The 25,773-nt window shown below is 59.1% G+C and carries 25 protein-coding genes; 16 read left to right on the forward strand and 9 right to left on the reverse strand.

What is annotated here, in order from left to right:
• Positions 1-55 precede the first annotated feature (55 nt).
• From miaB to pnp, 16 genes are all read left to right on the forward strand, one after another.
• Positions 56-1,414 (forward strand): tRNA (N6-isopentenyl adenosine(37)-C2)-methylthiotransferase MiaB, encoded by a 1,359-nt coding sequence (miaB, locus tag GH722_08085; GenBank protein MRG71724.1) that lies wholly within the window; start codon positions 56-58, stop codon positions 1,412-1,414.
• Positions 1,405-2,424, forward strand: a complete 1,020-nt coding sequence (phoH, locus tag GH722_08090; GenBank protein MRG71725.1) for a phosphate starvation-inducible protein PhoH — start codon at positions 1,405-1,407, stop codon at positions 2,422-2,424. Before miaB ends, phoH begins: the two co-directional genes overlap by 10 nt.
• Positions 2,408-2,905, forward strand: coding sequence for an rRNA maturation RNase YbeY (gene ybeY, locus GH722_08095; protein MRG71726.1), 498 nt, complete (start codon positions 2,408-2,410; stop codon positions 2,903-2,905). Before phoH ends, ybeY begins: the two co-directional genes overlap by 17 nt.
• 1 nt (position 2,906) lies before the next feature.
• Positions 2,907-3,827 (forward strand): CBS domain-containing protein, encoded by a 921-nt coding sequence (locus GH722_08100; protein MRG71727.1) that lies wholly within the window; start codon positions 2,907-2,909, stop codon positions 3,825-3,827.
• 3 nt (positions 3,828-3,830) lie between these two features.
• Positions 3,831-5,396 (forward strand): apolipoprotein N-acyltransferase, encoded by a 1,566-nt coding sequence (lnt, locus tag GH722_08105; GenBank protein ID MRG71728.1) that lies wholly within the window; start codon positions 3,831-3,833, stop codon positions 5,394-5,396.
• Positions 5,397-5,496: 100 nt separating this feature from the next.
• Positions 5,497-5,964, forward strand: coding sequence for a helix-turn-helix domain-containing protein (locus GH722_08110; protein MRG71729.1), 468 nt, complete (start codon positions 5,497-5,499; stop codon positions 5,962-5,964).
• A 225-nt stretch (positions 5,965-6,189) separates the two neighbouring features.
• Positions 6,190-7,356, forward strand: a complete 1,167-nt coding sequence (locus GH722_08115) for a methionine adenosyltransferase (GenBank protein ID MRG71730.1) — start codon at positions 6,190-6,192, stop codon at positions 7,354-7,356.
• A 79-nt stretch (positions 7,357-7,435) separates the two neighbouring features.
• The gene (gene trmB / locus GH722_08120; GenBank protein ID MRG71731.1) at positions 7,436-8,161 is read left to right on the forward strand and encodes a tRNA (guanosine(46)-N7)-methyltransferase TrmB; all 726 of its coding nucleotides are present in this window, start codon (positions 7,436-7,438) and stop codon (positions 8,159-8,161) included.
• A 132-nt stretch (positions 8,162-8,293) separates the two neighbouring features.
• Positions 8,294-8,791 (forward strand): ribosome maturation factor RimP, encoded by a 498-nt coding sequence (gene rimP, locus GH722_08125; protein ID MRG71732.1) that lies wholly within the window; start codon positions 8,294-8,296, stop codon positions 8,789-8,791.
• A 4-nt stretch (positions 8,792-8,795) separates the two neighbouring features.
• Positions 8,796-10,355: a transcription termination/antitermination protein NusA gene (gene nusA, locus GH722_08130; GenBank protein MRG71733.1), complete on the forward strand. Its 1,560-nt coding sequence runs from the start codon at positions 8,796-8,798 to the stop codon at positions 10,353-10,355.
• 15 nt (positions 10,356-10,370) lie between these two features.
• Positions 10,371-10,994 (forward strand): RNA-binding protein, encoded by a 624-nt coding sequence (locus GH722_08135; protein ID MRG71734.1) that lies wholly within the window; start codon positions 10,371-10,373, stop codon positions 10,992-10,994.
• A complete protein-coding gene (gene infB / locus GH722_08140) occupies positions 10,994-13,561 on the forward strand; it encodes a translation initiation factor IF-2 (GenBank protein MRG71735.1) in 2,568 nt (855 codons plus the stop codon). The genes GH722_08135 and infB overlap by 1 nt, the downstream gene beginning before the upstream one ends.
• Positions 13,562-13,636: 75 nt before the next feature.
• Entirely contained in the window at positions 13,637-14,056 is a 420-nt protein-coding gene (gene rbfA, locus GH722_08145; GenBank protein ID MRG71736.1) for a 30S ribosome-binding factor RbfA, read from the forward strand.
• Positions 14,046-14,972 carry a tRNA pseudouridine(55) synthase TruB gene (gene truB / locus GH722_08150; protein ID MRG71737.1) on the forward strand — a complete coding sequence of 309 codons (927 nt, stop codon included), beginning with the start codon at positions 14,046-14,048 and terminating at the stop codon, positions 14,970-14,972. Before rbfA ends, truB begins: the two co-directional genes overlap by 11 nt.
• Positions 14,973-14,991: 19 nt before the next feature.
• Entirely contained in the window at positions 14,992-15,261 is a 270-nt protein-coding gene (rpsO, locus tag GH722_08155) for a 30S ribosomal protein S15 (protein ID MRG71738.1), read from the forward strand.
• Positions 15,262-15,380: 119 nt separating this feature from the next.
• Entirely contained in the window at positions 15,381-17,498 is a 2,118-nt protein-coding gene (gene pnp, locus GH722_08160; GenBank protein ID MRG71739.1) for a polyribonucleotide nucleotidyltransferase, read from the forward strand.
• A 211-nt stretch (positions 17,499-17,709) separates the two neighbouring features.
• On the opposite strand, the gene GH722_08165 is transcribed toward pnp, so the two are convergent.
• The 9 genes from GH722_08165 to GH722_08205 form a co-directional block, all read right to left on the reverse strand.
• Complete coding sequence (locus GH722_08165; GenBank protein MRG71740.1) at positions 17,710-18,339, reverse strand: LysE family translocator; 630 nt, start codon at positions 18,337-18,339, stop codon at positions 17,710-17,712.
• Between the two features lie 12 nt (positions 18,340-18,351).
• On the reverse strand, positions 18,352-19,302 hold the full coding sequence (gene cysK, locus GH722_08170; GenBank protein ID MRG71741.1) for a cysteine synthase A: 951 nt from the start codon (positions 19,300-19,302) through the stop codon (positions 18,352-18,354).
• A gap of 21 nt (positions 19,303-19,323) precedes the next feature.
• Positions 19,324-19,779 carry an Rrf2 family transcriptional regulator gene (locus tag GH722_08175; protein MRG71742.1) on the reverse strand — a complete coding sequence of 152 codons (456 nt, stop codon included), beginning with the start codon at positions 19,777-19,779 and terminating at the stop codon, positions 19,324-19,326.
• Between the two features lie 4 nt (positions 19,780-19,783).
• Entirely contained in the window at positions 19,784-20,239 is a 456-nt protein-coding gene (locus tag GH722_08180) for a dUTP diphosphatase (protein MRG71743.1), read from the reverse strand.
• Positions 20,240-20,257: 18 nt separating this feature from the next.
• Positions 20,258-21,463 (reverse strand): bifunctional phosphopantothenoylcysteine decarboxylase/phosphopantothenate--cysteine ligase CoaBC, encoded by a 1,206-nt coding sequence (coaBC, locus tag GH722_08185; GenBank protein MRG71744.1) that lies wholly within the window; start codon positions 21,461-21,463, stop codon positions 20,258-20,260.
• A gap of 81 nt (positions 21,464-21,544) precedes the next feature.
• The gene (locus GH722_08190) at positions 21,545-22,408 is read right to left on the reverse strand and encodes an EamA family transporter (GenBank protein ID MRG71745.1); all 864 of its coding nucleotides are present in this window, start codon (positions 22,406-22,408) and stop codon (positions 21,545-21,547) included.
• A 38-nt stretch (positions 22,409-22,446) separates the two neighbouring features.
• Entirely contained in the window at positions 22,447-23,304 is an 858-nt protein-coding gene (locus tag GH722_08195) for an EamA family transporter (GenBank protein MRG71746.1), read from the reverse strand.
• A 234-nt stretch (positions 23,305-23,538) separates the two neighbouring features.
• Positions 23,539-24,711: an aminotransferase class V-fold PLP-dependent enzyme gene (locus GH722_08200; GenBank protein MRG71747.1), complete on the reverse strand. Its 1,173-nt coding sequence runs from the start codon at positions 24,709-24,711 to the stop codon at positions 23,539-23,541.
• Complete coding sequence (locus GH722_08205) at positions 24,711-25,736, reverse strand: ferredoxin--NADP(+) reductase (protein MRG71748.1); 1,026 nt, start codon at positions 25,734-25,736, stop codon at positions 24,711-24,713. The genes GH722_08200 and GH722_08205 overlap by 1 nt, the downstream gene beginning before the upstream one ends.
• Positions 25,737-25,773: the final 37 nt, after the last annotated feature.

Here is a 25,773-nt window from a genome sequence, read left to right on the forward strand (position 1 = left end):
CCATGTCCAGTAATCGGGACGTATTCAACGCCGTGTTTTGTCGCAGGATGGTGCGTTGACCAAGAAGTTGTTCGTAAAAACTTACGGCTGCCAGATGAATGTCTACGATTCAGATCGTATGACGGAACTGCTGGCCCCGTTGGGCTATGCGGCTGTCGATACCCCGGCAGACGCTGACATGGTGATTCTGAATACCTGTCATATCCGGGAAAAAGCGGCGGATAAGGTCTATTCCGAGCTGGGTCGCCTGCGCGACATGCGACAGGAACGAAATGACTCCGGGGCCGGTGACATGATGATCGCCGTTGCCGGTTGCGTCGCTCAGGCTGAAGGTGCGGAAGTGTTCCGTCGCGCCCCCTGGGTCGATATGGTTTTTGGTCCGCAAACCTATCACCGTCTACCGGAAATGGTGGCGCGTGCTGCCCGTCAGGGCGGCGGCGTGCTGGATACGGATTTCCCGGCAGACCCGAAATTTGACGAACTGGCAGCCCCGAAAGCATCAGGCGTCACGGCATTCCTCACCATTCAGGAAGGCTGTGACAAGTTCTGTACCTTCTGTGTCGTGCCCTATACCCGGGGTGGTGAATATTCCCGTGCTGCCAGCCAGGTAATCACGGAGGCCGAGGCGCTGGCCGGTCAGGGCGTGCGCGAAATCACGCTGCTTGGCCAGAACGTCAATGCCTATCATGGCGTGGGGCCGGATGGCAGCGAGTGGGGGCTGGGTCGTCTGCTGCGGGCACTGGCGGATATCGACGGGTTACAGCGAATTCGCTACACCACGTCGCATCCCCGTGATGTGGATGATGAACTGATCGCGGCGCATCGTGATCTTGATGCCCTGATGCCCTTCCTGCATCTGCCGGTACAGTCAGGATCAGACCGCATTCTGACGGCGATGAACCGCCGTCACAGTGCAGATGACTATCGCCGTATCGTTGACCGGTTGCGGACCGCACGGCCCGACATGGTCCTGTCTTCGGACTTTATTGTCGGCTATCCCGGTGAAAGTGACCGCGATTTTGAGCAGACCCTGAAACTGATCCGCGATGTCGGTTTCGTGCAGGCTTTCTCGTTCAAATACAGCCCGCGCCCCGGTACACCGGCGGCGGCGGATGAAATTCAGGTTGATGAGGCGGTCAAATCCGCGCGGCTGGCGGCGCTGCAGGAAGAACTGCTCGGCCAGCAGACAGCTTTCAACCAGTCCTGTGTTGGTAAAGTCATGCCGGTATTGTTTGAAAAGCCGGGACGCCATGCGGGTCAGCTGGTTGGCCGGACACCATTTCTGCAGCCGCTTTATGCAGATATGGATGCCTCCCATATCGGTGACATCCTGAATATCGAGATTACGACAGCCAATCCAAATTCCCTGTCCGGTCAGTTGGCCGGACCCGACCAAGAGAGGGCATGCGCTTGACCAGAGGCACTGTACGCCGGGCAGACCAGGCCGGCGACTCGGTTACCCTTGCCTTCGCTGACAACAGGTTGCTGGTGCCCTTGTTTGGTGCTCATAACCGCAATCTGGCCCGGATCGAACAACGGCTGGATGTGGCAATCAACGCCCGTGGCAACGAGGTGACCATCGCCGGTGCCGCCGGTGAGGTCGAGGTGGCGCGTGCTGCCCTTGAAAGCCTGTATGCCCGCCTGGAACGTAATGAAGAGATCGAGCCGGGTGATGTGGATGCCATGGTGCGGCTGATCGATCACGATCCGGTTGAAGCGGAAGCCGCGACCGGACTGACCATTCGCACGCGCCGGAAGCCGGTTTCACCACGCACCCCGTTACAGGCTGATTATATCCGGGCCATGCAGGCGAATGATCTGGTCTTCGGTGTCGGACCGGCTGGGACGGGCAAGACCTATCTGGCGGTTGCGATGGCGGTTCAGATGCTGTCGACCGGCGATATTGACCGGATCATTCTGTCCCGCCCGGCGGTTGAGGCGGGAGAGCGTCTGGGCTTCCTGCCCGGCGATATGAAAGAGAAGGTCGATCCCTATCTCCAGCCCCTGTATGACGGCCTGCGCGAGACATTGCGCGAGGGTGAACTGGAAAAGCGTATGGAAAGTGGCGCGATTGAGGTCGCACCCCTGGCCTTCATGCGCGGACGGACCCTGAAGAACAGCTTCGTCATTCTGGATGAAGCGCAGAATACCACCGCGGTTCAGATGAAGATGTTCCTGACCCGGCTCGGCGAAAACTCCCGCATGGTGGTTACAGGCGATCTCAGTCAGGTCGATTTGCCGGGAAATCAGCGGTCCGGTCTTGCCGAAGCACTGGAAGTCCTGCGGGACGTGGAGTCGATTTCAACAGTGCGGTTTACCGACAAGGATGTGGTCCGTCACAAGCTGGTGGCGGATATCGTCAAGGCTTATGACGCCTACAGCGCCTATAACTCCGGCAGAAGGATCGATGGTGAACAGGGCTGACATTCTGGTTCGCATCGATGACGACCACTGGGCGCAACTGCCCGGCGACCCCGACATACTTTGTCAGACGGCGGCCCGGGCGGCTCTGTCGGCGGCTGGATGGGATGACGATAATGTGGAAATCAGTATCCTGCTGACCTCCGATACGGATGTGCAGGCTCTGAACCGTGATTACCGGCATCAGGACAAACCGACGAACGTGCTGTCCTTTGCCACGTCGGATGACGAAACGACGGTGCCGGAAGGTGAAGCCCTGCCGCTGGGCGATATCGTCGTCGCCTTTGAGACAGTTCAGCGCGAAGCGGAGAGCGCTGGCATTTCGCTTGCCGATCACACCAGCCACATGATCGTGCATGGCACCCTGCATCTGCTGCATTACGATCACGAGATCGAAGATGAGGCAGTTGAGATGGAGGCCCTGGAAACGGCTATACTGGCGCAAATGGGGATCAGTGACCCCTATGCCCGCAACGAGATCTGATATGGACGACGACAGTAAGACATCACGAACCAATGGCTCGAACGGTCGGGGACCTTCGTGGAAAGGGGTCTGGCGGGCACTGCGGCGTCGTGGACCCGGCGAAGCGACGGTGCGCGATACCCTTGAGGAACTGATCGAGGATTTCGATGAGGATGAGGCGCCGGTTGAGCCAATGGAGCGGTTGCTCCTGAACAATGTGCTGAATCTGCGCGATCTCACGGTTGTCGACGTGATGGTACCCCGTGCTGATATCGTGTCCGTCGATACTGAAACCAGCATTGATGACCTGATTGTCCGCTTCAAGACAGAGAACCATTCCCGCCTGCCGGTCTATCGCAACAGCCTCGATGACTGCATCGGCATGGTCCATATCCGTGATGTGCTGGGCGTCAGTTTTGGCAGCACGGCAGAAGATGGCGCCTTTCGCCTGTCGGACATCGTTCGCCCGGTGATTTTTGTTGCCCCGTCCATGCGGGTGCTCGACCTGCTGCTGGAGATGCGGGTCAAGCGCACGCATATGGCGCTGGTGGTGGATGAATATGGCGGCATCGACGGTCTGCTGACGATTGAAGATCTGGTTGAGGAAATCGTTGGCGAAATTCAGGACGAACATGACGACGAACCGGAACCCCAGATGGTGGAGCGTCCGGACGGGGCGCTGCTGGCGGATGCGCGGGTGGAACTGGAAGAATTCGAAGACCGGTTCGGCGAAATTTTCAGTGAAGACGACAAGGAAGATGTCGATACGCTCGGTGGTCTTGTTTTCGCGCTTGCAGGCCGGGTACCGGTCCGGGGTGAGCTGATAAAACATGAGAGCGGTCTCGTGTTTGAAGTTGTTGATGGCGATCCCCGTCGTGTCCGGCGACTGCGGATTCGCAATCTTCCGGTGCAGGATACAGCCGATGAGCAGAGCGAAGACTAGGCAGTGCCCCGTCCTTTCGATCTGATTGCCGGCCTGCGGGGCTGGCGGCGCTTTCTGGCCGCTCTCGCCGCCGGCGGGCTGGCATCGCTGGCATTGCCGCCTGCTTATATTCTGCCGGTATTCCTGATCGCCTTTCCCGTTCTGCTGTTGCTGCTCGGCAGCTGCACCAGACCCCGACAGGCTCTGCTGACCGGTTTTGCCTTCGGCTTTGGCTTCTATGCAATCGGGTTGTACTGGATTGGCTTTGCTCTGCTGGTCGAAGCCGCACGGTTTGCCTGGCTGCTGCCCGTCGCTGTGTTCGGTATAGCTGCCATACTGGCTGTGTTCAGTGCAGTTGCCTGTCTGCCGGCCTGGGCAGTCCGGAAGCTGGGCGGTGGCTGGATATCTGCCCTGCTGGCACTGGCGGGGGGCTGGACGCTGCTGGAATGGTGCCGGAACTGGGCCTTCACCGGATTCCCCTGGAATCCGGTCGGGTCGGTCTGGGGGTTTGCCGATATCATGGTGCAGCCGGCATCGGTCATCGGTGTCTTTGGTCTCAGCCTGCTGACGCTGCTGCTGGCGGGTCTGCCGCTGCTTCTGGTCACGACCTCCGGTGCGGTGCGGGGGGCAATCATTGCCATCACACTGGTCGGCATGGCCGGATGGACGGGCAGTGGCTATTACCGGTTGCAGCAGAATCCGACAGTTCTTGTGGAGAATGTCGGGCTGCGTCTGGTGCAGGCGAATATTGACCAGCGTGATAAATGGCGGCGGGACTTGCGGGTGCCGAATCTGACCCGTCTGCTGGCTTTATCGACAGACCAGCGGCCGGACTGGGTAACGCATGTGATCTGGCCGGAGACGGCGGCAACATTTTTTCTGTCCGAAAACCCGGAAGTCGTCCGTGCGATTGCCAGTGTTGCCCCATCGGGCGGTGCCGTCCTGACGGGCGCGCCGCGTCAGGCGAAACGGGATGGTTTGCCGGTCTATTACAACAGTCTGCAGGCGATCAGCGGAGCGGGCGAGATACTGGCAAGCTATGACAAGGCCCATCTCGTGCCCTTCGGGGAATATGTGCCATTGCGGGACTGGCTGCCGATTGACCGGATTGTGGCCGGGCGGGGAGACTTCACAGCCGGTCCGGGGCCGCGCACGCTTCGCCTCCCCGGACTGCCATCTTTTTCTCCCCTGATTTGCTATGAAGCAATTTTTCCGGGCGTTGCGGTTGACGCATCAGATCGTCCGGAGTGGATTCTGAACATCAGCAATGATGCCTGGTTTGGAGTCAGTGCCGGTCCGCATCAGCATCTCGCGTCATCACGAATGCGTGCGATTGAGGAAGGATTACCCCTGATCCGGGCAACGAATACGGGGATTACAGTCGCCTTTGACCCGTTTGGGCGAGAACTTCAAAGACTTGATCTTGATCGGCGCGGAACGCTTGACCTTCGCTTGCCAAAACCGGCATCGTCGCCTACGATTTTTTCATTGTTCGGGAATGTCGTCCCCGTTCTGTTGGCGGGTCTTATCGTTTTGGTTGCGATCGGGTCTGTTCTTCAGTCGAGACGGCGGAGCGCGAGCGGAGACTGATTACAGCAGGTGCAGACCCTTTGGGGCCCTGACTGCAGCGTTATAGCGCTGATGCCGTGGCATCCCGGGTCCGCTCAAACCCTTTTCGGAGGATATTGTTATGGCAGCAGCACGTCGTGGGTCCCGTCGCGGACGCACCGCCACAGGTCAACCGAATCCGGTTGATGTTCATGTTGGCAGCCGCGTTCGCCAACGCCGCACACTTCTTGGAATGAGCCAGGAAAAACTGGGTGAGTCCATCGGTCTGACGTTTCAGCAGGTTCAGAAATATGAACGCGGCGCGAACCGGATCGGGGCCAGCCGCCTGTTTGACCTCAGCCTGGTGCTGGATGTTCCGGTCGCCTATTTCTTTGAAGACATGCCCGAGAATGTCGCCGACTCCAGCCCGCGCAAGATCGCAGGCCTGAAGGCAGACCCGGAATTCGAACTTGAAGGTGACCCCCTGACCCGGCGGGAAACACTGGAACTGGTCCGCGCCTATTACCGGATTCCGGATGTCAATGTCCGCCGCCGTCTGTTCGAAATGGCAAAATCCATCGCTGTCTCGGAAGAAGAGAACAACAGCTGAGCAGATTCCTCATGACTGCGACGGGATGAAATCGAATATCCTTGACAGTACGGGTCTGTGTTGCCAAAAGCCGGGCAGATCGGACCCGAGGGTTCCGTGGATTGATTTCATCCGCTTGCCGCCACGATAATTGAAGGGCTAAGCGGAGATTTCCCCCGGCGACAGAAATGTTGCACAGATGTAATCCCGGTCCGGCGTCCGAAATTTGATCGAACGAGGTGCTCCGTGACCAATTCCAGCTATCTGTTTACCAGCGAATCCGTATCCGAAGGTCATCCTGACAAGGTCAGCGACCGGGTTTCCGATTCCATCGTCGATGCGTTCCTGGCGGCAGACCCGGGATCGCGGGTTGCCTGCGAGACGCTTTGCACAACCAATCTGGTGGTGCTGGCGGGTGAGGTCCGCGGACCGGAAGAAGTCAGCAAGGCCCGGATGGAAGAACTGGCCCGCGAATGTATTCGCGAGATCGGTTACGAGCAGGATGGCTTTCACTGGGCCAATTCCGAAGTGCAGGTGCATGTCCACAGCCAGTCCGTCGACATTGCACAGGGCGTCGATGCCGCCGGCAACAAGGATGAAGGCGCTGGTGATCAGGGCATCATGTTTGGTTTTGCCTGTAACGAAACAGAAGAGTTGATGCCGGCTCCGATTCATTATTCTCATGAAGTGCTGCGCCTGATGGCCGAAGCACGCCATGCCGGCAAGACCCCGGAACTGCTGCCTGACTCGAAAAGCCAGTTCACCCTGCTGTATGAAAACGGCAAGCCGGTGAAGGCGACTTCTGTGGTTGTGTCCACCCAGCATGTCGAAGGTCTGGAACAGGCTGAAATCAAGGAAATCGTGCGTCCCTTCGTTGAGCAGGTTCTGCCGGAAGGCTGGATGTGTGATGAAGACGAGTTTTACGTCAATCCGACCGGTCGTTTCGTCATTGGTGGTCCGGACGGCGATTGCGGCCTGACCGGTCGCAAGATCATCGTCGATACCTATGGTGGCGCCGCCCTGCATGGCGGTGGTGCGTTCTCCGGCAAGGATCCGTCGAAGGTTGACCGCTCGGCCGCTTACGGTGCGCGGTATCTGGCAAAGAACGTGGTTGCCGCCGGCCTTGCAGACCGCTGCACGATTCAGGTCGCCTATGCGATCGGCGTCTCCAAGCCGCTGTCGGTCTATGTAAACACCGATGGCACCGGCAAGGTTGACGAGGCCAAGCTGTGTAATGTGCTTCAGGATGTCATGGATCTGAGCCCGCGTGGTATCCGCGAGCATCTGAAACTGCATCAGCCGATTTATCGCCGGACGTCATCTTATGGTCACTTTGGCCGCAAGCCGGAAGCTGATGGCGGCTTCTCCTGGGAGAAGACGGACCTGGTCGACGAGCTGAAGAGCCGTTTCTGATCTGACAAATGACCCTGAAAGCCCGTCTTGCCGTTCCGGCGGGGCGGGCTTTCTGTCATCTGCAATCCGGACATGGGATATGACACAGAAGACTGACAGACAGCCCCTGATTGAAGGGCCGGGTGATCGCTTCAAGGGCCGCCGGAAGGGTCGTGCCCTGCGCCCCCGTCGCGCCGGGCTGATGGACAGCCTGCTGCCGCATCTTTCGCTGCCGGTGGATGACGCGGAGATGATGGCCGATCCGAAAAGCCTGTTTGATCAGGATGTTCGGGCGCTCTGGATGGAGACCGGGTTTGGCGGCGGCGAGCATCTGGCCTGGCAGGCCGAGCAGAACAGGGATGTGGGCTTTATCGGCTGCGAACCGTTCGTCAACGGCGTTGCCGGGCTGCTCTCCTACATTGAAGACCGTAACCTGACGAATGTCCGTATTCACCCGGATGATGCGCGGGTTGTGCTGGATGCCCTGCCGGATGCCTGTATCGAGCGCTATTTTCTGCTGTTTCCGGACCCTTGGCCGAAGACCCGCCATGCCAGCCGCCGGTTTGTGCAGACCCGGACACTGGATGTTATCGCACGTTTGTTGAAGCCGGGGGGTGAATTCCGGCTCGGCAGTGACGATATGGGATATATCAGGTGGAGCCTGCCGTTGTTGTTGCGGCATCCGGCTTTCGAATGGATGGCGCAATCCCGGGATGATTGGCGGGTCCGTCCGAGTGACTGGCCGGAGAGCCGATATGAGGCGAAAGCGCGTCGCGCCGGGCGAAGCTCGGTCTATCTCTGCTTCCGTCGACGGGAAGCTGCTTGAAACCACGGCGTTTCCGGGTATATTCCGCTCGCACTTTAATTCGGCGTGCTCTTTCGGGAGTAATTAAAGTGGGCCCGCCGGCCCGCTTTTTTTGTTTGTATGACAGGTGATTTGAAACCGGCGGGTAGAGGCATGGATCTGACGGAACGCATAAGCAGGATGATTGAACCGTCGATGACGGACATGGGGTATGACCTCGTGCGCGTCACGATCAACGGCAAACGCCAGTTGACGGTGCAGATCATGGCTGATCCGTCTGACGGTCGGGATATGGGCATTGATGACTGTGCCAAGGTCAGTCGGATGGTGTCGGCCCTGCTGGATGTTGAAGACCCGATCAAGGAAGCCTACAGCCTTGAGGTTTCCAGCCCGGGCGTCGACCGGCCGTTGACCCGGATCAAGGATTTCGATCAGTGGTCAGGGTTTGAAGCGCGTGTTGAGATGGCGGAACCGATTGCCGGAAGGCGCCGGTTTTCCGGTCGCCTCAGAGGTACAGACGGTGATGTCGTGAAGATCGATGTCGAAGATGAGCAGGTGGCACTTCCCTTTGCCGGTATAGCCAAGGCGAAGTTGCTGCTGACGGACGAACTGATCGCCTGGACGACAAAAAACAGGCAGGTTGAAGGATAACGAGATGGAACAAGTGGCAACACATCCACGCCCGGAGCTTCTGACGGTCGCTGACACGGTGGCCCGCGACAAGGGAATTGAGCGCGAGGAAGTCATCGAAGCCATGGAAATGGCAATCCAGAAGGCCGGCCGGTCGAAATATGGTCAGGAGCACGATATCCGTGCGACCATCGACCGGAAGAACGGTGAAATCCGGCTTGCCCGCTATCTTGAGGTCGCCGAGGAAATCGAAAACGAAGCAACCCAGATTTCGCTGGCCAAGGCGCGCCGCAAGAAGGCCGACGCCGAGATTGGCGAATTTCTGGTTGATCCGCTGCCGCCGATCGATTTCGGACGTATTGCCGCACAGACCGCCAAGCAGGTCATCGTGCAGAATGTCCGCGATGCCGAGCGCAAGCGTCATTACGAGGAATACAAGGACCGGGTTGGCGAAATCGTCAACGGTCTGGTCAAGCGGGTCGAGTTTGGCAATGTCATGGTCGATCTGGGTCGTGCCGAAGGTATCATCCGCCGCGATGAGATGATCCCCCGGGAGAATTTCCGTCAGGGAGACCGGGTGCGCGCCTATATCTATGACGTGCGCGAAGAGCCCCGTGGCCCGCAGATTTTCCTGTCACGGACACGCCCGGAATTCATGTCCAAGCTGTTCGCACAGGAAGTGCCGGAAATCTATGACGGCATCATCGACATCATGGCGGTTGCCCGTGATCCGGGATCGCGCGCCAAGATTGCCGTTCTGTCACATGATCATTCCATCGACCCTGTCGGTGCCTGTGTCGGTATGCGCGGCTCCCGCGTTCAGGCCGTTGTTGGTGAACTGCAGGGTGAGAAGATCGATATCATCCAGTTCTCCCCGGATACGGCGACCTTCATCGTCAACGCCCTTGCCCCGGCAGAAGTCAGCAAGGTGGTCCTGGATGAAGAAGCCAACCGCATTGAAGTCGTTGTGCCGGACGAGCAGCTCAGTCTGGCAATTGGCCGGCGCGGGCAGAATGTCCGCCTTGCCTCACAGCTGAGCGGCTGGGAAATCGATATTCTGACGGAAGAAGTCGAATCCGAGCGTCGCAACCGTGAATTCCTGTCGATGTCGGAAATGTTCGTTGAAGCCCTGGATGTCGACGAAGTTGTCGCGCATCTGCTGGTGACCGAAGGTTTCCGCCTGGTCGAGGAAGTTGCCTTTGTGCCGGTCGCTGACCTGGCTGAAATCGAAGGCTTTGACGAAGACATCGCCGAAGAGCTTCGTAACCGCGCCCGTGTCCATCTCGAAACGGTTGCTGCCGAACAGGAAGCCCGCCGGGTTGAGCTTGGCGTCGAGGATGAAGTTGGCGAGGTCGAAGGTGTGACCAGCGCCATGCTGGTGGCTCTTGGTGATGCGGGTGTCAAAACCCGCGATGACCTGGCCGATCTTGCCGGTGATGAGCTGATCGAGATTGTCGGTGGCGAGCAACTGACTGAAGACGACGCCAATGCGATCATTATGGCCGCGCGCGCTCACTGGTTTGCCGACGAAGAGACGGCAGACGGTGAGGAAAGCGCCGACCAGCCGACGGCGTCGGAAGGGTGAGGTACTGGAATTTTAATGGGATACGCTTCCCCCGAGTTCGACCAACTGACGCCCGAGCGAAGATGCATCGCGACGGGTAAAACAGCGCCCCGTGACGATCTGATCAGATTCGTCGTCGGGCCTGAAGGGGGAATTGTGCCAGATGTTGACGGCCGCTTGCCCGGTCGTGGTATCTGGCTTTGCCCGGACCGCAGCAGTCTGCGGATCGCCATGAAGAAGAACATGTTCGCGCGCAGCGCCCGTCGCCGGGTTGATGTGCCGGACAATCTCGACAATATGGTCGAGAAACTGCTGGTCTCCAGATGCATCAGCATCATCGGACTGGCGCGCCGGGCCAATCGTGCCGTCGGCGGATTTGCCAAGGTGAAGATAAAGCTGGATGGCGGCATACAAGGTGTGTTGCTGACCGCCAGCGGCGCTCCCGCCGGTGGCAGGCGGAAACTCAACCGTAGCCGTATCGCCGCAGAAATCGATCTGCTGGATGATGCGGAAATTGGCATGGCATTTGGTCGTGACGGCCTGGTTCATGCCTTTATCGAACGCAGCACCTTTGCCGACCGGCTGGTGCTGACATCGCGCAAGCTTGCAGGATTCAGAGAGAACGGGGCAATCGATGCCCCTGAAGGAAGCGACAGGTAATGACGAACGAAACAGATAATACTGACGACGGCAAAAAGACGCTCGGATTGTCGAAGCCCGGCAAGCTGACGCTGAACAAGACCGTCGAGACCGGAACGGTTCGTCAGTCCTTTTCGCACGGCCGCTCGAAGGCGGTTACCGTTGAGGTCAAGAAGAAGCGCACCTTTGAACGTGGCACCAGCGGACGGCTGAAAGAAGTCAGGCAGGGTGATCAGGCTTTTGAAGAAGCTGTGTCCGCACCTGCCGTATCAACGGAAGAACGCCGCCTGACCGAACAGGAACGGGAAGTCCGGATGCGCGCCCTGAAGCAGGCGCAGCAGATGGAAATCGAAGCCCGCGCCCGTGGTGAGGAAGAGGCTGCGCGTGCTGCTGCCCGCCGCGCCGAAGAAGAGAAGAAGCGCCTGCAGGAAGAGGAAGACCGTCAGCGTCGGGATGCTGATGAGGCTGCCCGCAAGGCTGCTGAGGAACAGGCCCGTCAGAAGGAAGAAGAGACCGCCCGCAAGCAGGCTGCTCTCGACCGGGCAAAGAAAGAAGCCGAAGCCGTCAAGGTGGCCGTCGCAACCCGTGTCCGGGCACCGGAAGCGGTTACCGAGCCTGATGACGAGCGCAGCGGCAAGGTGAAGCTGGATACCAAACGCCCGGCACCAAGCCGTAAGGGTGAACCGCGTCGTCGCCAGAACAAACTGTCCGTCACCAGCGCGCTGGATGATCAGGATGGTCAGCGCGCCCGGTCTGATGCGGCGGTTCGCCGCGCCCGTGAACGTGAGCGCCGGCGTCAGATGAAGCAGTCCGGTGGTGAAAACCGCAAACAGGTCCGTGATGTTGTTGTGCCGGAAACCATCACGGTTCAGGAACTTGCCAACCGTATGGCCGAACGTGGCGTAGAAGTCGTCAAAACTCTTATGAAACTGGGTGTTATGGCGACGATTAATCAGACGATTGATGCAGATACGGCCGAACTGGTCGTTGCTGAATTCGGCCATAAACTGCGCCGTGTTTCCGAATCCGATGTTGAAATCGGACTGGTGGCAGAAGCGGATAATGATACCGACAAGCAGCCGCGTCCGCCGGTTGTCACCATCATGGGTCATGTCGATCACGGCAAAACCTCGCTGCTTGATGCACTTCGGGAAACCGACACGGCGGGTCGGGAAGCCGGGGGCATTACCCAGCATATCGGCGCTTATCAGGTCCGGCTTGAAGGTGGTCAGCGGATCACCTTCATCGATACGCCGGGTCACGCCGCCTTTACGGCCATGCGTGCGCGCGGTGCCCGGGCGACAGATATTGTCGTGCTGGTTGTCGCAGCCGATGATGGTGTGAAGCCGCAGACGGTTGAAGCGATCAACCATGCGAAGGCAGCCGAAGTGCCGGTGATTGTCGCCATCAACAAGATCGACAAGGAAGATGCCAATCCGGAGAAGGTCCGCAGCGAACTGCTGCAGCATGAAATCATCCTCGAAGAGTTCGGTGGTGATGTGCTGGCCGTGGAAGTTTCTGCCAAAGCGAAAACCGGTCTGGACAAGCTCGAAGAAACCATTCTGCTGCAATCTGAACTTCTGGAACTGGGTGCCAACCCGGATCGCCCTGCCGAAGGCGTGGTGATCGAGGCGAAGATGGAACGGGGCCGTGGCTCTGTCGCCACTGTGCTGGTCCAGCGCGGTACGCTGCGTGTCGGTGACGTGTTTGTCGCCGGAGACGAATGGGGGCGTGTCCGCGCCATGATCAACGAACGTGGCGATCAGGTTGCCGAGGCGGGTCCGTCTGATCCGGTTGAGGTTCTGGGTATGCAGGGCACGCCGATGGCCGGTGACGATCTTATCGTTGTTGCCGATGAAGCCCGGGCACGTGAAATCACCAGCTACCGTCAGGAAAAGGCCCGCACGGCGCGGACCAATCTGGCGCGGCCGGGGACACTGGAATCCTTCTTTGCCAGCGCGAATGCAGGCAACGTCAAGCAGCTGCCGGTGGTCATCAAGGCAGACGTGCAGGGTTCCGCAGAAGCCATTGTCGGTGCGCTGGAAGCCATGGGGAATGATGAGGTCAATGTCCGGGTGCTCAGCTCCGGCGTCGGCGGTATCAATGAATCGGATATGACACTGGCGCAGGCCTCGCAGGCGCTGGTTATCGGGTTTAATGTCCGCGCGAACCCGCAGGCCCGTGACTTCGCCAAGGCGAATGCCATCGATATCCGTTATTACTCGATCATCTATGACGTTGCTGATGATGTGAAACAGATGCTGACCGGCATGCTGGCGCCGACGATCAAGGAAACCCTGCTGGGTTACGCCAAGATCAAGGAAGTCTTCAACATCACCAAGGTTGGCAAGGTTGCAGGTTGTGAGGTTACCGAAGGTCTGGTGCGCCGTGGCGGCAAGGTTCGCCTGCTCCGCGACGATGTGGTGATTCATGAAGGCACACTGAGCACCCTCAAGCGCTTCAAGGATGAGGTCGAGGAGGTCAAGGAAGGCTACGAATGCGGTATGGCGTTCGAGCGTTACAACGACATCCAGGTCGGTGATTTCATCGAATGTTACAATGTCGAGGAAATTGCGACCCAGCTTTAAGCGGGCGTATCCTCAACCCAGGGGCGACACCCCGGCGCGGGCCATGCGGTCCGCGTTACGACAGGAGTCGAAATTATGGCCAAACAACGTAATGACCGTGCGCCGAATCAGCGTCAGCTTCGTGTCGGAGAACTGATCCGTCACACGCTGGCGCAAATTCTTGAAGGCGGCGAACTGCATCAGCCCGTGCTGCAACAGACACCGGTGACCATCACCGAGGTCCGGGTCAGCCCGGATCTGCGAAATGCGACGGTTTTCGCAACGCCGCTTGGCGGCGGTGATCCGACACCCATGCTGGAGGCCCTGCAGCGGGCCAAGCCTTATCTGCGCCGGCGCATTGCTGCGATCGTCAAGCTGCGGACCGCACCGAATCTCAGCTTCAAGGCTGACGAAAGCTTCGATAATGCGGATTACATGAATAATCTGCTGCGCCAGCCCGACGTTATCCGGGATCTCGGCAAGGATGACGACGAGGACGATGATAATGGGGCGTAAGAAAAGCGGCCTGCCGATCCATGGCTGGATTATCATCGACAAGCCGCTTGGCGTCACATCGACCCAGACGGTTGGCCGGATCCGCCGGCTGACCAACGCCGCGAAGGTTGGCCATGCCGGAACCCTGGACCCGCTGGCGACAGGTCTGCTGCCCATCGCGCTGGGTGAGGCGACCAAGACCATTTCCATCGTCATGGACGGAACAAAATCCTATCGTTTCACCCTTTGCTTTGGTGAGGAACGGACCACGGACGATGCTGAGGGAGAGGTTTCTGCCCGCTCTGACGTGCGGCCTTCAGACAGTGAAATTGAAGCGGTATTGTCGCAGTTTACCGGGGAAATAGAGCAGGTTCCGCCGATTTATTCGGCGATCAAGATTGACGGAAAACGCGCCTATGATCTGGCGCGGGCGAATGAAGATGTCGAGATGAAATCGCGGATTGTCCGGATTGATGAGGTTCGGCTGGCGGAGCGTCCTGACGCGGATCATGCCTCCTTTGATGTGACCTGTGGCAAGGGTGCCTATATGCGGGCGCTGGCCCGTGATATTGCCCGTGCGCTTGGGTCAGCCGGATATGTGTCTGCGCTGCGGCGGACGGCGGTTGGCGGATTTACGATAGAAGACGCAATTCCGCTGGAAAAACTTGAAGAACTCGACCATATTCCCGCCGCAAGCGAGCACTTGCTCCCGGTCAAGACCGCGCTGGACGACATCCCGGCTCTGGCCCTGACTGACGAGGAAGCCCGACGAATGCGTTGTGGTCAGGCAGTGTCCTGGCTCAAGGTTGCCGGCAGATCCAACCTGGGACCGATTGGTCCTGATGTGGTTTGTTGTGCAATTACCGGCGATGTACCGGTGGCATTGGCCCGGGTTGAAGGCGGAAACGTCCTTCCGGTGCGCGTGTTGAACCTCTAGATCAAGGAAGGAAAACACGATGTCGATTACTGCAGAGCGCAAGACAGCGCTTATCTCCGAGTACGCCCAGGCTGAAGGCGATACCGGTTCTCCCGAGGTACAGGTTGCTATCCTGACCGAACGGATCACGAACCTCACCGAGCATCTCAAGGAACACAAGAAGGACTTCCACTCACGCCGTGGACTTCTGATCCTCGTCGGCCAGCGCCGTCGTCTGCTCGACTATCTCAAGAAGAAAAGCGACGACCGTTACACGTCGCTGATTAAAAGGCTGGGTATTCGCCGCTAAGGGCGAGCCTTGCTCCGGCGGCCGCAGCCCGTGCTGCGGCCGCTGCAAGCCCTGCGGAATGACCGCAGGCCGGCGGATGGCATAGGGCTGATCCGTTGTATGGAAAAGAAAGAGAGTACATGTTTACAATTCATCGTAAGGAACTCGACTGGGGCGGCCGCAAGCTCGTCCTTGAGACGGGCAAGATTGCCCGCCAGGCCGATGGCGCCGTCATGGTGACCTATGGCGATACGAAGGTTCTCTGCACCGCAGTCGGCGCAAAGAAGCCGAAACCGGGAATCGATTTCTTCCCGCTGACCATCAATTATCAGGAAAAGACCTTCGCCGCCGGTAAAATCCCCGGCGGTTTTTTCAAACGTGAAGGTCGTCCGACGGAAAAAGAAACCCTCACATCCCGCCTGATCGACAGACCGATCCGGCCGCTGTTTGTTGACGGTTTCCGTAACGAAACACAGGTTGTCTGCACCGTGCTGGCCCATGACCTGGATAACAATCCGGACATCGCTGCCATGGTTGGCGCTTCGGCTGCCCTGACAATTTCCGGTATTCCCTTCATGGGTCCGCTTGGCGCGGCACGTGTCGGTTATGCCGATGGCGAATACATGCTGAACCCGACAGCTTCCGATCTGGAAAAGTCCGAGCTCGACCTCGTCGTTGCCGGTACCCAGGACGGTGTGCTGATGGTTGAATCCGAAGCGAAAGAGCTGTCGGAAGAAGTCATGCTGGGTGCGGTGATGTTTGGTCATCGTGGTTTCCAGCCGGTCATCGACGCGATCATCGATCTCGCCGAAGCCTGTGCCAAAGACCCGTGGCCGCTGGCTGAACAGCCTGCCGATTACGACGCGGTCAAGAAGCGCGTTGGCGAACTGGCCGAAGCCGGCCTGCGTGATGCCTATGCCATCAAGGCGAAGCAGGAACGTCAGGACGCGATTGCCGCTGTTCGTCAGAGCACCATCGACACGGTTGTCGAGGAAGGCTTCGACGAAGGCCTCACCGGCGCGATGTTCAAGAAGCTCGAAAAAGACGTGGTTCGTGGCGATATCATCAAGACCAAAAGCCGCATTGACGGCCGCGATCTTGAAACCGTTCGCCCGATCGTTTCCGAAGTCGGCATTCTGCCGCGTGCCCATGGTTCCGCCCTGTTTACCCGCGGCGAAACCCAGGCCCTGGTTGTTGCCACCCTCGGCACCGGTCAGGACGAGCAGATCATTGATGCGCTTGAAGGCGAATATCGCGAGCATTTCATGCTGCACTATAACTTCCCGCCTTACTCGGTCGGCGAAGCCGGTCGCATGGGATCGCCGGGACGTCGCGAAATCGGCCACGGCAAGCTTGCCTGGCGGGCCATTCACCCGCTGCTGCCGTCGAAGGAAGCCTTCCCGTATACGCTCCGGGTTGTCTCCGAAATCACTGAATCCAACGGCTCGTCTTCAATGGCGACTGTCTGCGGCACCTCGCTGTCGCTGATGGATGCCGGTGTGCCTCTGGCACGTCCGGTGGCCGGTATCGCCATGGGTCTCATTAAGGAAGGCGACGACTTCGCCGTTCTGTCCGACATTCTTGGTGATGAAGATCATCTCGGCGACATGGACTTCAAGGTTGCGGGTACCGAAGCCGGTGTTACCGCCCTGCAGATGGATATCAAGATCACTTCGATCAACGAAGAAATTATGCAGATCGCACTCGGTCAGGCAAAGGGTGGGCGTCTGCACATCCTCGGCGAAATGGCCAAGGCACTTACCAACTCCCGTGAGGGCGTCTCGGACAATGCACCGCGGATCACCGTGATCCATGTTGCGAAAGACAAGATTCGCGAAATCATCGGCCCGGGTGGCAAGATGATCCGTGAAATCTGTGAAGTGTCCGGTGCGAAGGTTGATATTGATGATGATGGCACCGTCAAGGTTGCTGCTGTTGACAATGATGCCGCACAGAAAGCCGTTGATATGATCATGGCGATTTCCGCTGAGCCGGAAGTTGGTACGATCTACCGTGGCAAGGTCGTGAAATGTGTCGATTTCGGCGCCTTCGTGAACTTCCTCGGTCCGCGTGACGGCCTCGTCCACATCTCTGAAATGCGCCCGGAACGGGTCAAGGCAGTCAGTGACGTGGTGTCCGAAGGTCAGGAAGTCTGGGTCAAGTGCATCGGCCTGGATGATCGCGGCAAGGTTAAGCTGTCGATGAAGGTCGTCGATCAGGAAACCGGCAAGGAAATTGCCGGGGAAGCTGAAGACTGATCGGTCTTTCATCCCGATAAACGGAAAAGGCGACCCCTCGGGGTCGCCTTTTTTGTTGGGAAACTACGACATCAGCTTCTTCCTGAGGAGGCGCTATGCGCCGTCTCGAAGGACGTGGCGACATTCGGTGACAGTCAAAGGTCTCCTGCCATCCTTCGAGACGCGCTTTCAGCGCTCCTCAGGATAAGGCTGATGGTCTCCCGGAATCTGATCAGGCGGCCCGTTTGATGGCGGCGGTGGCCAGGCCGGCGCCGATCAGGACGGTGCCGCCGAGGCGGTTGATGGTCCGCAGGGTGGCCGGGCGACGGATCCGGTCGCGGGCGGAGCTGGCAAGCCAGGCATAGGCTGCGGCATTGGCGACGCCGAGGGTGACAAAGGTCGCTTCCATAATCGCAAGCTGCGGCAGCAGGGGGGCTGCCGGATCAAGGAACTGCGGGGTAAAGGCAATGAAGAAGGCGATGCCCTTGGGATTCAGCAGGGTGACAAGGAAAGCGTGGGTCAGCATGGCCCGGCCTGATTTCCCCTCGGTTTCCGATCCGTCGGAGGACGGCAGAATGGCAGGGGCACGCCAGAGTTTGATGCCAAGCCAGACCAGATAGGCGGCACCGATCCATTTCAGCAGGGTGAACAGTTCGGCGGAGGTCGCCATAATCGCCCCGAGGCCTGCCAGAGAGAGGGTCATGGCGGCAAAATCACCGAGGCCAACGCCGATCACCGTCGATAAAGCTGCACGACGGCCTTCGGCGATGGCGTAGGAGATGACGAGCATGATTGTCGGGCCGGGAATGATGAGCAGCAAGGTGGTTGCCGCGACATAGGCCAGCCAGACTTCAGTCGCCATGATGTTGCTTCCTTACAGTCCGTCAAACAGAGCTGTGGAAAGATATCGTTCGGCGAAAGACGGAACAATCACGACGATTGTCTTACCCGCCATATCGTCACGGCAGGCAACCTCCAGACCGGCGGAAATAGCCGCCCCGGAGGAAATCCCAACCGGAAGCCCTTCCAGGCGGGCGGCCTTCCGGGCGGTTGCAAAGGCGGTTTCGTTGGCGATCACCAGCACTTCATCAATCAGGTCACGGTCCAGAATGTCGGGAATGAACCCGGCACCGATACCCTGAATCTTGTGCGGTCCCGGAGGGCCGCCGGACAGGACGGGGCTGTCTTCCGGTTCTACAGCGATCATTTTCAGACCGGCTTTGCGCGGCTTCAGCGTCCGGCCGATACCGGTAATGGTTCCGCCAGTACCGACACCGGAGATGATGACATCTACATTGCCACCGGTATCTGCCCAGATTTCCTCTGCCGAGGTGACATCATGAATTGCCGGATTGGCCGGGTTCTGGAACTGTTGGGGAATGACGGCATCGCCGATTTCGCTGACCAGTTCCTCAGCCCGTGCGATAGCACCCTTCATGCCTTTCTCGGCCGGTGTCAGTTCAAGCTCTGCACCAAGGAAAGCCAGCATCTTGCGCCGTTCCACCGACATGCTTTCGGGCATGGTCAGGATCAGCCGGTACCCGCGCGAGGCGCAGACAAAGGCCAGCGCGATCCCGGTATTGCCGGAAGTCGGCTCAACGATGGTCGTATTCGGGCCGATCTTGCCGGCATCTTCCAGCGCCTTGATCATGGCAAAGCCGATACGGTCCTTGACCGAGGCCAGCGGATTGAAGAATTCGCATTTGCAGAGCACCGTCGCCTTTGCGCCAGCTTCCTCTGCGATACGGTTGAGCTTTACCAGCGGCGTTGCGCCGATGGTATCGAGAATGGAATCGTAGACTTTGCCTCTGAATTCGCCGGACATGGGGGAAGTCCTTCTGTTGAGTTAGATGGTATAGTCGAGACGTTCACGGGCTTCGCTGTGGATGCCCGATTTGTGTGCGTTGATACAGAGTTCCTCGACGGTGATTGCGTCGAGTTCCGCCATCAGCGATTGCTGACGGCCCTGCCAGAGTGGGCGGACGACATTCTTTGCGATCTCTGACGCGGTGGGGGATTCGATGGGATCTTCGGCGGTTTCGATGGCGGCAACGGACCGGACGATATCACCGAGTGTGATGCGACGGCGTTCGCGGGCCAGCCGATAGCCGCCACGGGGGCCTCGCATGCCGATCAGAATCTCGTCACGGACCAGCTGTTGCAGGGTCTGTTCCAGATAGCGGCTGGGGATGCCCTGTCGCCGTGTGATTTCCTTCGACTGTACCGGCTGGCCGCCCGAATGGTAGGCGATATCAACCATGGATTCGATGGCGTACAGCATTTTCCGGGAAAGCTTCAGCATGGGATCACGCGGTTCCTGTTGATCCGAAACCACCCGCGCCACGTGCGGTTTCATCCAGGCTGGCGACTTCCTGCCAGCGGGCCTGTGTCACCGGTGCAATGACCATCTGGGCAATTCGCATGCCGCGTTCGATGGTGAAAGCCTGATCACCGTGATTGATCAGGATGACCCCGACTTCGCCACGATAATCCGCATCGATGGTGCCGGGGCTGTTGAGGACGGTCACACCATTCTTTGCGGCGAGGCCGGAACGGGGGCGGACCTGTGCTTCGAAATCCGGCTCCAGTGCGATGGCAAGGCCGGTGGGGATGATGGCGCGGCCACCCGGTTGCAGTGTTTTCGGCTCGCTGATGGCGGCCAGCAGGTCCATCCCCGCCGACTGTGCCGTGGCATAGGCCGGCAGGTCGAGATCGGCCCCGTGAGGCAGGCGGGTAACGCGAATGTTGGTCGTGGTGGTCATCAGCAGCTGTTCCGGAATTTATGAGGTCAGTTTGTCGGCAATGCGGTCGGCGAGACGGTCGGCGACATCGGTTTTTGCCAGCGCGGGCCAGCTTTCGACACCAGCCGCATCAATCAGATGCACGCTGTTGCGGTCACCGCCGAAGGTGCCGGTTGCGGGGGATACATCATTGGCCAGGATCCAGTCGCATCCCTTGCGCGCCCGTTTGGCGGTCGCGTTGTCGATCACATTTTCGGTCTCGGCGGCGAAGCCGATGACGAGCGGGGGCCGTTGCTTACCGGGCGCTGACAGTTCCGCCAGAATGTCCGGGTTTGGTGTCAGTTCCAGTGCGGGGACGGCGGCACCATCGGTTTTCTTGACCTTCTCGTCCTGCCGGTTGGCGACACGCCAGTCGGCCACGGCAGCGGCGCAAACGGCGATATCTGCGGGCAGGGCCGCCCGGCAGGCATCCAGCATTTCGCTGGCGGTCTCTACATGATGCACTTTGACCCCGGCGGGATCGGCCAGACTGGTCGGGCCGCTGACCAGCACGGTTTCTGCCCCCAGCCGTGCCAGTGCGGCTGCGATGGCATGCCCCTGCTTGCCGGAAGACCGGTTGGCGATGTAGCGCACGGGATCAATCGGCTCATGGGTCGGGCCGCTGGTCACCAGCGCACGCTTTCCGGCGAGCGGCTGGCTGGTCGTGAAATGGGCATCAATGGCGTCGGCAACCTGCACCGGCTCGATCATTCTTCCGGGGCCAAATTCACCACAGGCCATATCGCCGTCGACGGGGCCCAGCATTTTTACACCACGGCTGCCGAGGGTTGCCACATTGGCCTGTGTCGCCGCATGTTCCCACATCCGGACATTCATCGCAGGCACCGCCATGACCGGCTTGTCTGTGGCCAGCAGCACGGTGGTCGCCAGATCGCTGGCCAGACCCTGTGCCATCTTGGCCAGAATATCGGCGCTGGCCGGAACGACGACCAGAAGGTCGGCATTGCGGGAAAGCTGGATATGGCCCATCTCGGCTTCATCGGTCAGCGAGAAGATATCCTGATAGACCTTGTCTTCGCTCAGGGCGGACAGGGACAGCGGTGTGACGAACTGGGCACCGCCCCTGGTCAGCACACACCGGACCGCATAACGGCGGCGTTTCAGCTCACGGATAAGTTCGAGCGATTTATAGGCGGCAATGCCGCCGGAAATGATGAGCAGGATACGTTTGCCGTTCATGGACATAAGTTTAGCGTTTCCATTTCGTAGAACAATCAAAATTACGTAATGAGTTTGTGGATAGGTCTAGATTTTCTAATGCAGCCTTTAAATGGCTTTTTTCTGCGCTTCCCGGAGCGAGACAATGGCAATGCCGCTGATGGTGAGGATGCCACCAATCCCGAGCCGCCAGGTCATTTCATCGCCGAGGAACAGAATGCCGCCGGCAACACCGATGATCGGCACCAGTAAAAGCCAGGGTGTGATCAGTGAAACGGGATAGCGTTGCAGCAGGTAATAAACCCCGCCATGCCCGAAGATGGATACCAGTACGGCGGAATAGACCAGCATGGACCAGTCGAACCAGTCCGCTGTTACCAGTGAGTTGATCTGACCTTCTTCAAACAGGAAGGACAGGCCCAGCAAGGGCCCGAAAGAGACTGCGGATATCCAGGCATTGATGGTGAAGACATTGACGTCTTTCAGTGATTTGACGATCAGGGCAGCGATGGAAAACATCAGGGCTGCCGCCAGCACCATGATAACGGAATCCAGATTATTGAACACAACCGGATCAAAGCCGATGACCAGCACCCCCATGAAGGCGGTGCCGATACCGGCAACCCGCCAGGGCCCGACATGCTCGCCAAAGAAGATGATCGCGAGAATGACCGAGAAGGGGACCGACAGCTTCGACAGGATGGCGATGGAGCCGACATTCTCTGCATGGTCGATGGCGTAGTAGATGAAAGTGTAATGCAGCACGCCCATGACAAGGCAGAAGGTCAGCAGGCGTTTCATGCGACCGGGGACGATACGCAGGAACGGCAGCAGGCAGACAGTCAGCAGGGCAAATCGCAGGCCGGTGAAGAACAGCGGTTCAAACTGATCGACCCCCAGTTTTCCCGCGACATACATCATGCCCCAGATCACGTTGATAGAGAGGATGAGGATGAGATGGGGAAGGGTCACTGAATTCTCCGGCGCGAATGCGCGTTGATATGTCCGGATTATTGCGCTTTCGGCAGCGCGTGGACAGCGCCCTTTTTTGCCGATCTGAAGGTGATGACCGCGACTCCCGCCAGAAGGATGCCGCCGCCGGCCAGAATACGCAGGGTCAGCACATCACCCAGAATGGCAACGCCAAGTGCGACCGCAAAGAACGGCAGCAGCAGAAACCAGGGTGTGACCTGTGCGACACCGTAATGGCGCAGCAGATAATAGAACGAGCCATGTCCGACGAGGGTGACCAGAAGGGCGGTATAGGCAATCGCAGCCCATTGCCAGGGCCCGGAACCGGTGAGGGCGGCCACCTGTCCTGTCTCCAGTATGGCGCTCAGCCCCAGCAACGGACCCAGAGCAACCAGACTGACCCAGGCATTGATGGTCATCGGGCTGATGTCGGCAAGCCCGCGGGCCATGACATTGGCGCAGGACAGAATGAAGGATGTCACGATCATCATGATCAGGGCGTCCGGGTATTTCAGGACTTCCGGATCGAAACCCATGACCATCACGCCGGAAAAGGCGAGGCCGATACCAAACCAGCGTTTCCAGCCGACCTGTTCACGCAGGATAACGACAGCCAGAATGACCGAAAACGGCACATGGATCTGATTGATGATCGCCAGCGAGGCGGTGTTACCGGTCCAGCTGATCGCCAGCAGGATGGTTGAATAATGCAGGACGCCGAGCGTGAAGGCGAAGAGCAGTAACCGGCGCATGCGTCCGGGAATGATTTTCAGAAAGGGAAACAGCACCAGTATCAGGACGGCAAACCGCAGGAACGAAAAGAAAACTGGTGGAAAATGGACCAGCCCCAGCTTCGTTACGACAAAATTTCCGCCCCAGATCGCGCAGATAGCCAACACAAGGAGGATATGAATGGGGCGCAAGAGGCAGTACCAAAAGAGGTGGAAGGTGATCCCGAGACTATCAGTGAGGGGAAGGCTGGCAACATCTCACTGACCGGGGGTTTGTTATAATCCTTCAAGGCAGCGCCAGATGCTTACTCAGACTGAGGCATCGGATAACAACAGCCGCACCCTGAGGAGCAGCAACGCGGCGTCTAGAAGGGTGCAACACTGGTCTGGCATTAAGTCCTATTTCAGGCGATCCACAGCGGTGCAGAACTGCTCGATCTCATCTTCCGTATTGTAGCAGTGAACAGAGGCGCGGCCGAGTTTGGCCAGGCCGCGGGCTTCCATGTCCAGCCGGGTTGAGGCGGCGTCACTGACGGTGATGTTGATCTGTTCTGCCCGCAGGTCTGTCTTCAGCTTCGGCAGGTCCGTGCCATCCAGTGTGAAGGTGACGATTCCGCAGGGATTCGGGCCGAGGTCGCGGATGGTCACGCCGGTAATGTCCCCAAGCCGCTGGCGCAGCCGGGTGGCAAGATGCTGAATGCGTTCCCAGATCGCATCCTGCCCCAGCGCCAGCGTATAATCGACGGCGGCACCAAGCCCCAGCTGACCGGCAATATTGTTCTCCCAGTTCTCGAACCGGCGGGCATCCGGGCGGACCCGGTATTCCCCGGCAGCCACCCAGGGGGCGGCGTGATGGTCAAGCATGGGCGGTTCCAGCGTTTGCAGCAGCGAGTCCCGGACATACAGGAAGCCCGCACCGCGCGGTCCGCGCAGATATTTCCGGCTGGTCGCAGTCAGAATGTCACAGCCAATCCGGTCAACATCGATGGGTAACTGACCGACGGCCTGACAGGCATCCAGCAGGTAGGGAATACCGGCAGCCTTTGCCAGCTTGCCGATTTCTTCAGCCGGATTGACCAGCCCGCCATTGGTCGGCACATGGGTAATGCTGATCAGTTTCGTGCGTTTGCTTATCATCCCGGCCAGCGCCTCGACAGACAGGGCGCCGCTTTCATCGTTCGGGACGACGTCGATTTTGACGCCATATTTACGGGCAACCTGCAGATAGGCGACATAGTTTGCCGCATATTCCGCCTGTGCCGTGATGATACGGTCGCCGGGCTGGAAGGCGAAGGCATAGAAGGCCAGTTGCCAGGCAACGGTCGCATTCTCCACCAGCGCGATCTCACTGGCCTGAGCGCCGATCAGCGTGGCGATGGAGGAGTAGACAGCAGCATGCTGTGCGGCAGCTTCGCCCGCTGCCTCATACCCGCCGGTCAGGGCTTCACGCTGGAAATGAGTGTTCACGGCATCCAGCACCGGCTGCGGCATCAGGGCGGCACCGGCATTGTTGAAGTGCAGCACATGTCCGGTCCCCGGTGTGTCCCGGCGCAGGCGTTCGATATCCATGATCAGGCTTCTCCCGGCAGTCCCTTGGTGGTCGAATATTCAAAATGCAGCGCCTCATCCGGGTGGACGAGGGGATAGATGGCATGGGCGGCCATGGCAGCTTCGGAAAAGCCGCAGAGGATAAGCTTCAGCTTGCCCGGATAGGTGGCGATATCACCGATGGCGAAGATACCGGGAAGGCTGGTCTGACTGGTCGCCGGGTCGATGGTGACATGTTTGCGTGCCATTTCCATACCCCAGTCGGCAATCGGTCCGAGATTGGTGGACAGCCCGAAGAAGGGCAGCAGGCTGTCGGCTTCCAGCACCCGTTCTTCCCCTTCCAGTGTCTGAACGACCACACCGGTCAGTGTCGTGCCATCGCCCTGCAGGCTGTGCAGCTGGTAGGGAATGACCATCTCGACCTTGCCCCCGGCCGTGGCGAGTGCCCGCATCCGCTCCACGCTTTCCGGCGCGGCGCGGAACTTGTCACGGCGATGGACGACGTAGATTTTCCGGGCGACTTCTGCCAGCGAGATGGCCCAGTCCACAGCGGAATCCCCGCCGCCCGCGATGACCACACGCTTGTCTGTATAGTCGGCGCGGCGTTTGACCAGATATTGCACTGCGCCACCTTCATAGGATTCCAGCCCGTCCATCGGCGGGCGGTTCGGGCCAAAGGCGCCGACACCGGCAGCGAGAATGACCGCCGTCGCTTCGATTACCGTGCCTTTTGATGTGGTCAGCCGCCAGCGACCGTCAGGCAGAGAGTCCAGCCCGGTAACCTGCTGGCCCAGATGATAAACCGGATCGAAGGGGGCTGCCTGCTGTTCAAGATTGCCGATCAGGTCAGCGGCATCAATTGAAGGGAAGCCCGGTATGTCATAAATCGGCTTTTCCGGATACAGCGCGGCACATTGCCCGCCGACCGCATCCAGCGCATCGATGACATGACATTTCAGCCTGACCATGCCGCATTCAAAAACGGCGAACAGTCCGACCGGGCCTGCGCCAATAATCGCGACATCAGTCTGATGGGGTGTGGTGGTCATGGCAGAATCCCTCTCAGCGGCAATACTGACGGCAGTG

It is taken from the genome of Alphaproteobacteria bacterium HT1-32 (assembly GCA_009649675.1).
In the GTDB taxonomy this organism is placed as follows: Bacteria; Pseudomonadota; Alphaproteobacteria; order Rhodospirillales; family HT1-32; genus HT1-32.

What these genes read in the sequence shown, in the direction of transcription:
- phoH (MRG71725.1), top strand. Translation starts at nt 1,405, where the DNA reads ATGCGCTTGACCAGAGGCACTGTACGCCGGGCAGACCAGGCCGGCGAC.
- ybeY (MRG71726.1), top strand. Translation starts at nt 2,408, where the DNA reads ATGGTGAACAGGGCTGACATTCTGGTTCGCATCGATGACGACCACTGG.
- GH722_08100 (MRG71727.1), top strand. Translation starts at nt 2,907, where the DNA reads ATGGACGACGACAGTAAGACATCACGAACCAATGGCTCGAACGGTCGG.
- GH722_08110 (MRG71729.1), top strand. Translation starts at nt 5,497, where the DNA reads ATGGCAGCAGCACGTCGTGGGTCCCGTCGCGGACGCACCGCCACAGGT.
- trmB (MRG71731.1), top strand. Translation starts at nt 7,436, where the DNA reads ATGACACAGAAGACTGACAGACAGCCCCTGATTGAAGGGCCGGGTGAT.
- rimP (MRG71732.1), top strand. Translation starts at nt 8,294, where the DNA reads ATGGATCTGACGGAACGCATAAGCAGGATGATTGAACCGTCGATGACG.
- nusA (MRG71733.1), top strand. Translation starts at nt 8,796, where the DNA reads ATGGAACAAGTGGCAACACATCCACGCCCGGAGCTTCTGACGGTCGCT.
- GH722_08135 (MRG71734.1), top strand. Translation starts at nt 10,371, where the DNA reads ATGGGATACGCTTCCCCCGAGTTCGACCAACTGACGCCCGAGCGAAGA.
- infB (MRG71735.1), top strand. Translation starts at nt 10,994, where the DNA reads ATGACGAACGAAACAGATAATACTGACGACGGCAAAAAGACGCTCGGA.
- rbfA (MRG71736.1), top strand. Translation starts at nt 13,637, where the DNA reads ATGGCCAAACAACGTAATGACCGTGCGCCGAATCAGCGTCAGCTTCGT.
- truB (MRG71737.1), top strand. Translation starts at nt 14,046, where the DNA reads ATGGGGCGTAAGAAAAGCGGCCTGCCGATCCATGGCTGGATTATCATC.
- rpsO (MRG71738.1), top strand. Translation starts at nt 14,992, where the DNA reads ATGTCGATTACTGCAGAGCGCAAGACAGCGCTTATCTCCGAGTACGCC.
- pnp (MRG71739.1), top strand. Translation starts at nt 15,381, where the DNA reads ATGTTTACAATTCATCGTAAGGAACTCGACTGGGGCGGCCGCAAGCTC.
- GH722_08165 (MRG71740.1), bottom strand. Translation starts at nt 18,339, where the DNA reads ATGGCGACTGAAGTCTGGCTGGCCTATGTCGCGGCAACCACCTTGCTG.
- cysK (MRG71741.1), bottom strand. Translation starts at nt 19,302, where the DNA reads ATGTCCGGCGAATTCAGAGGCAAAGTCTACGATTCCATTCTCGATACC.
- GH722_08175 (MRG71742.1), bottom strand. Translation starts at nt 19,779, where the DNA reads ATGCTGAAGCTTTCCCGGAAAATGCTGTACGCCATCGAATCCATGGTT.
- GH722_08180 (MRG71743.1), bottom strand. Translation starts at nt 20,239, where the DNA reads ATGACCACCACGACCAACATTCGCGTTACCCGCCTGCCTCACGGGGCC.
- coaBC (MRG71744.1), bottom strand. Translation starts at nt 21,463, where the DNA reads ATGTCCATGAACGGCAAACGTATCCTGCTCATCATTTCCGGCGGCATT.
- GH722_08205 (MRG71748.1), bottom strand. Translation starts at nt 25,736, where the DNA reads ATGACCACCACACCCCATCAGACTGATGTCGCGATTATTGGCGCAGGC.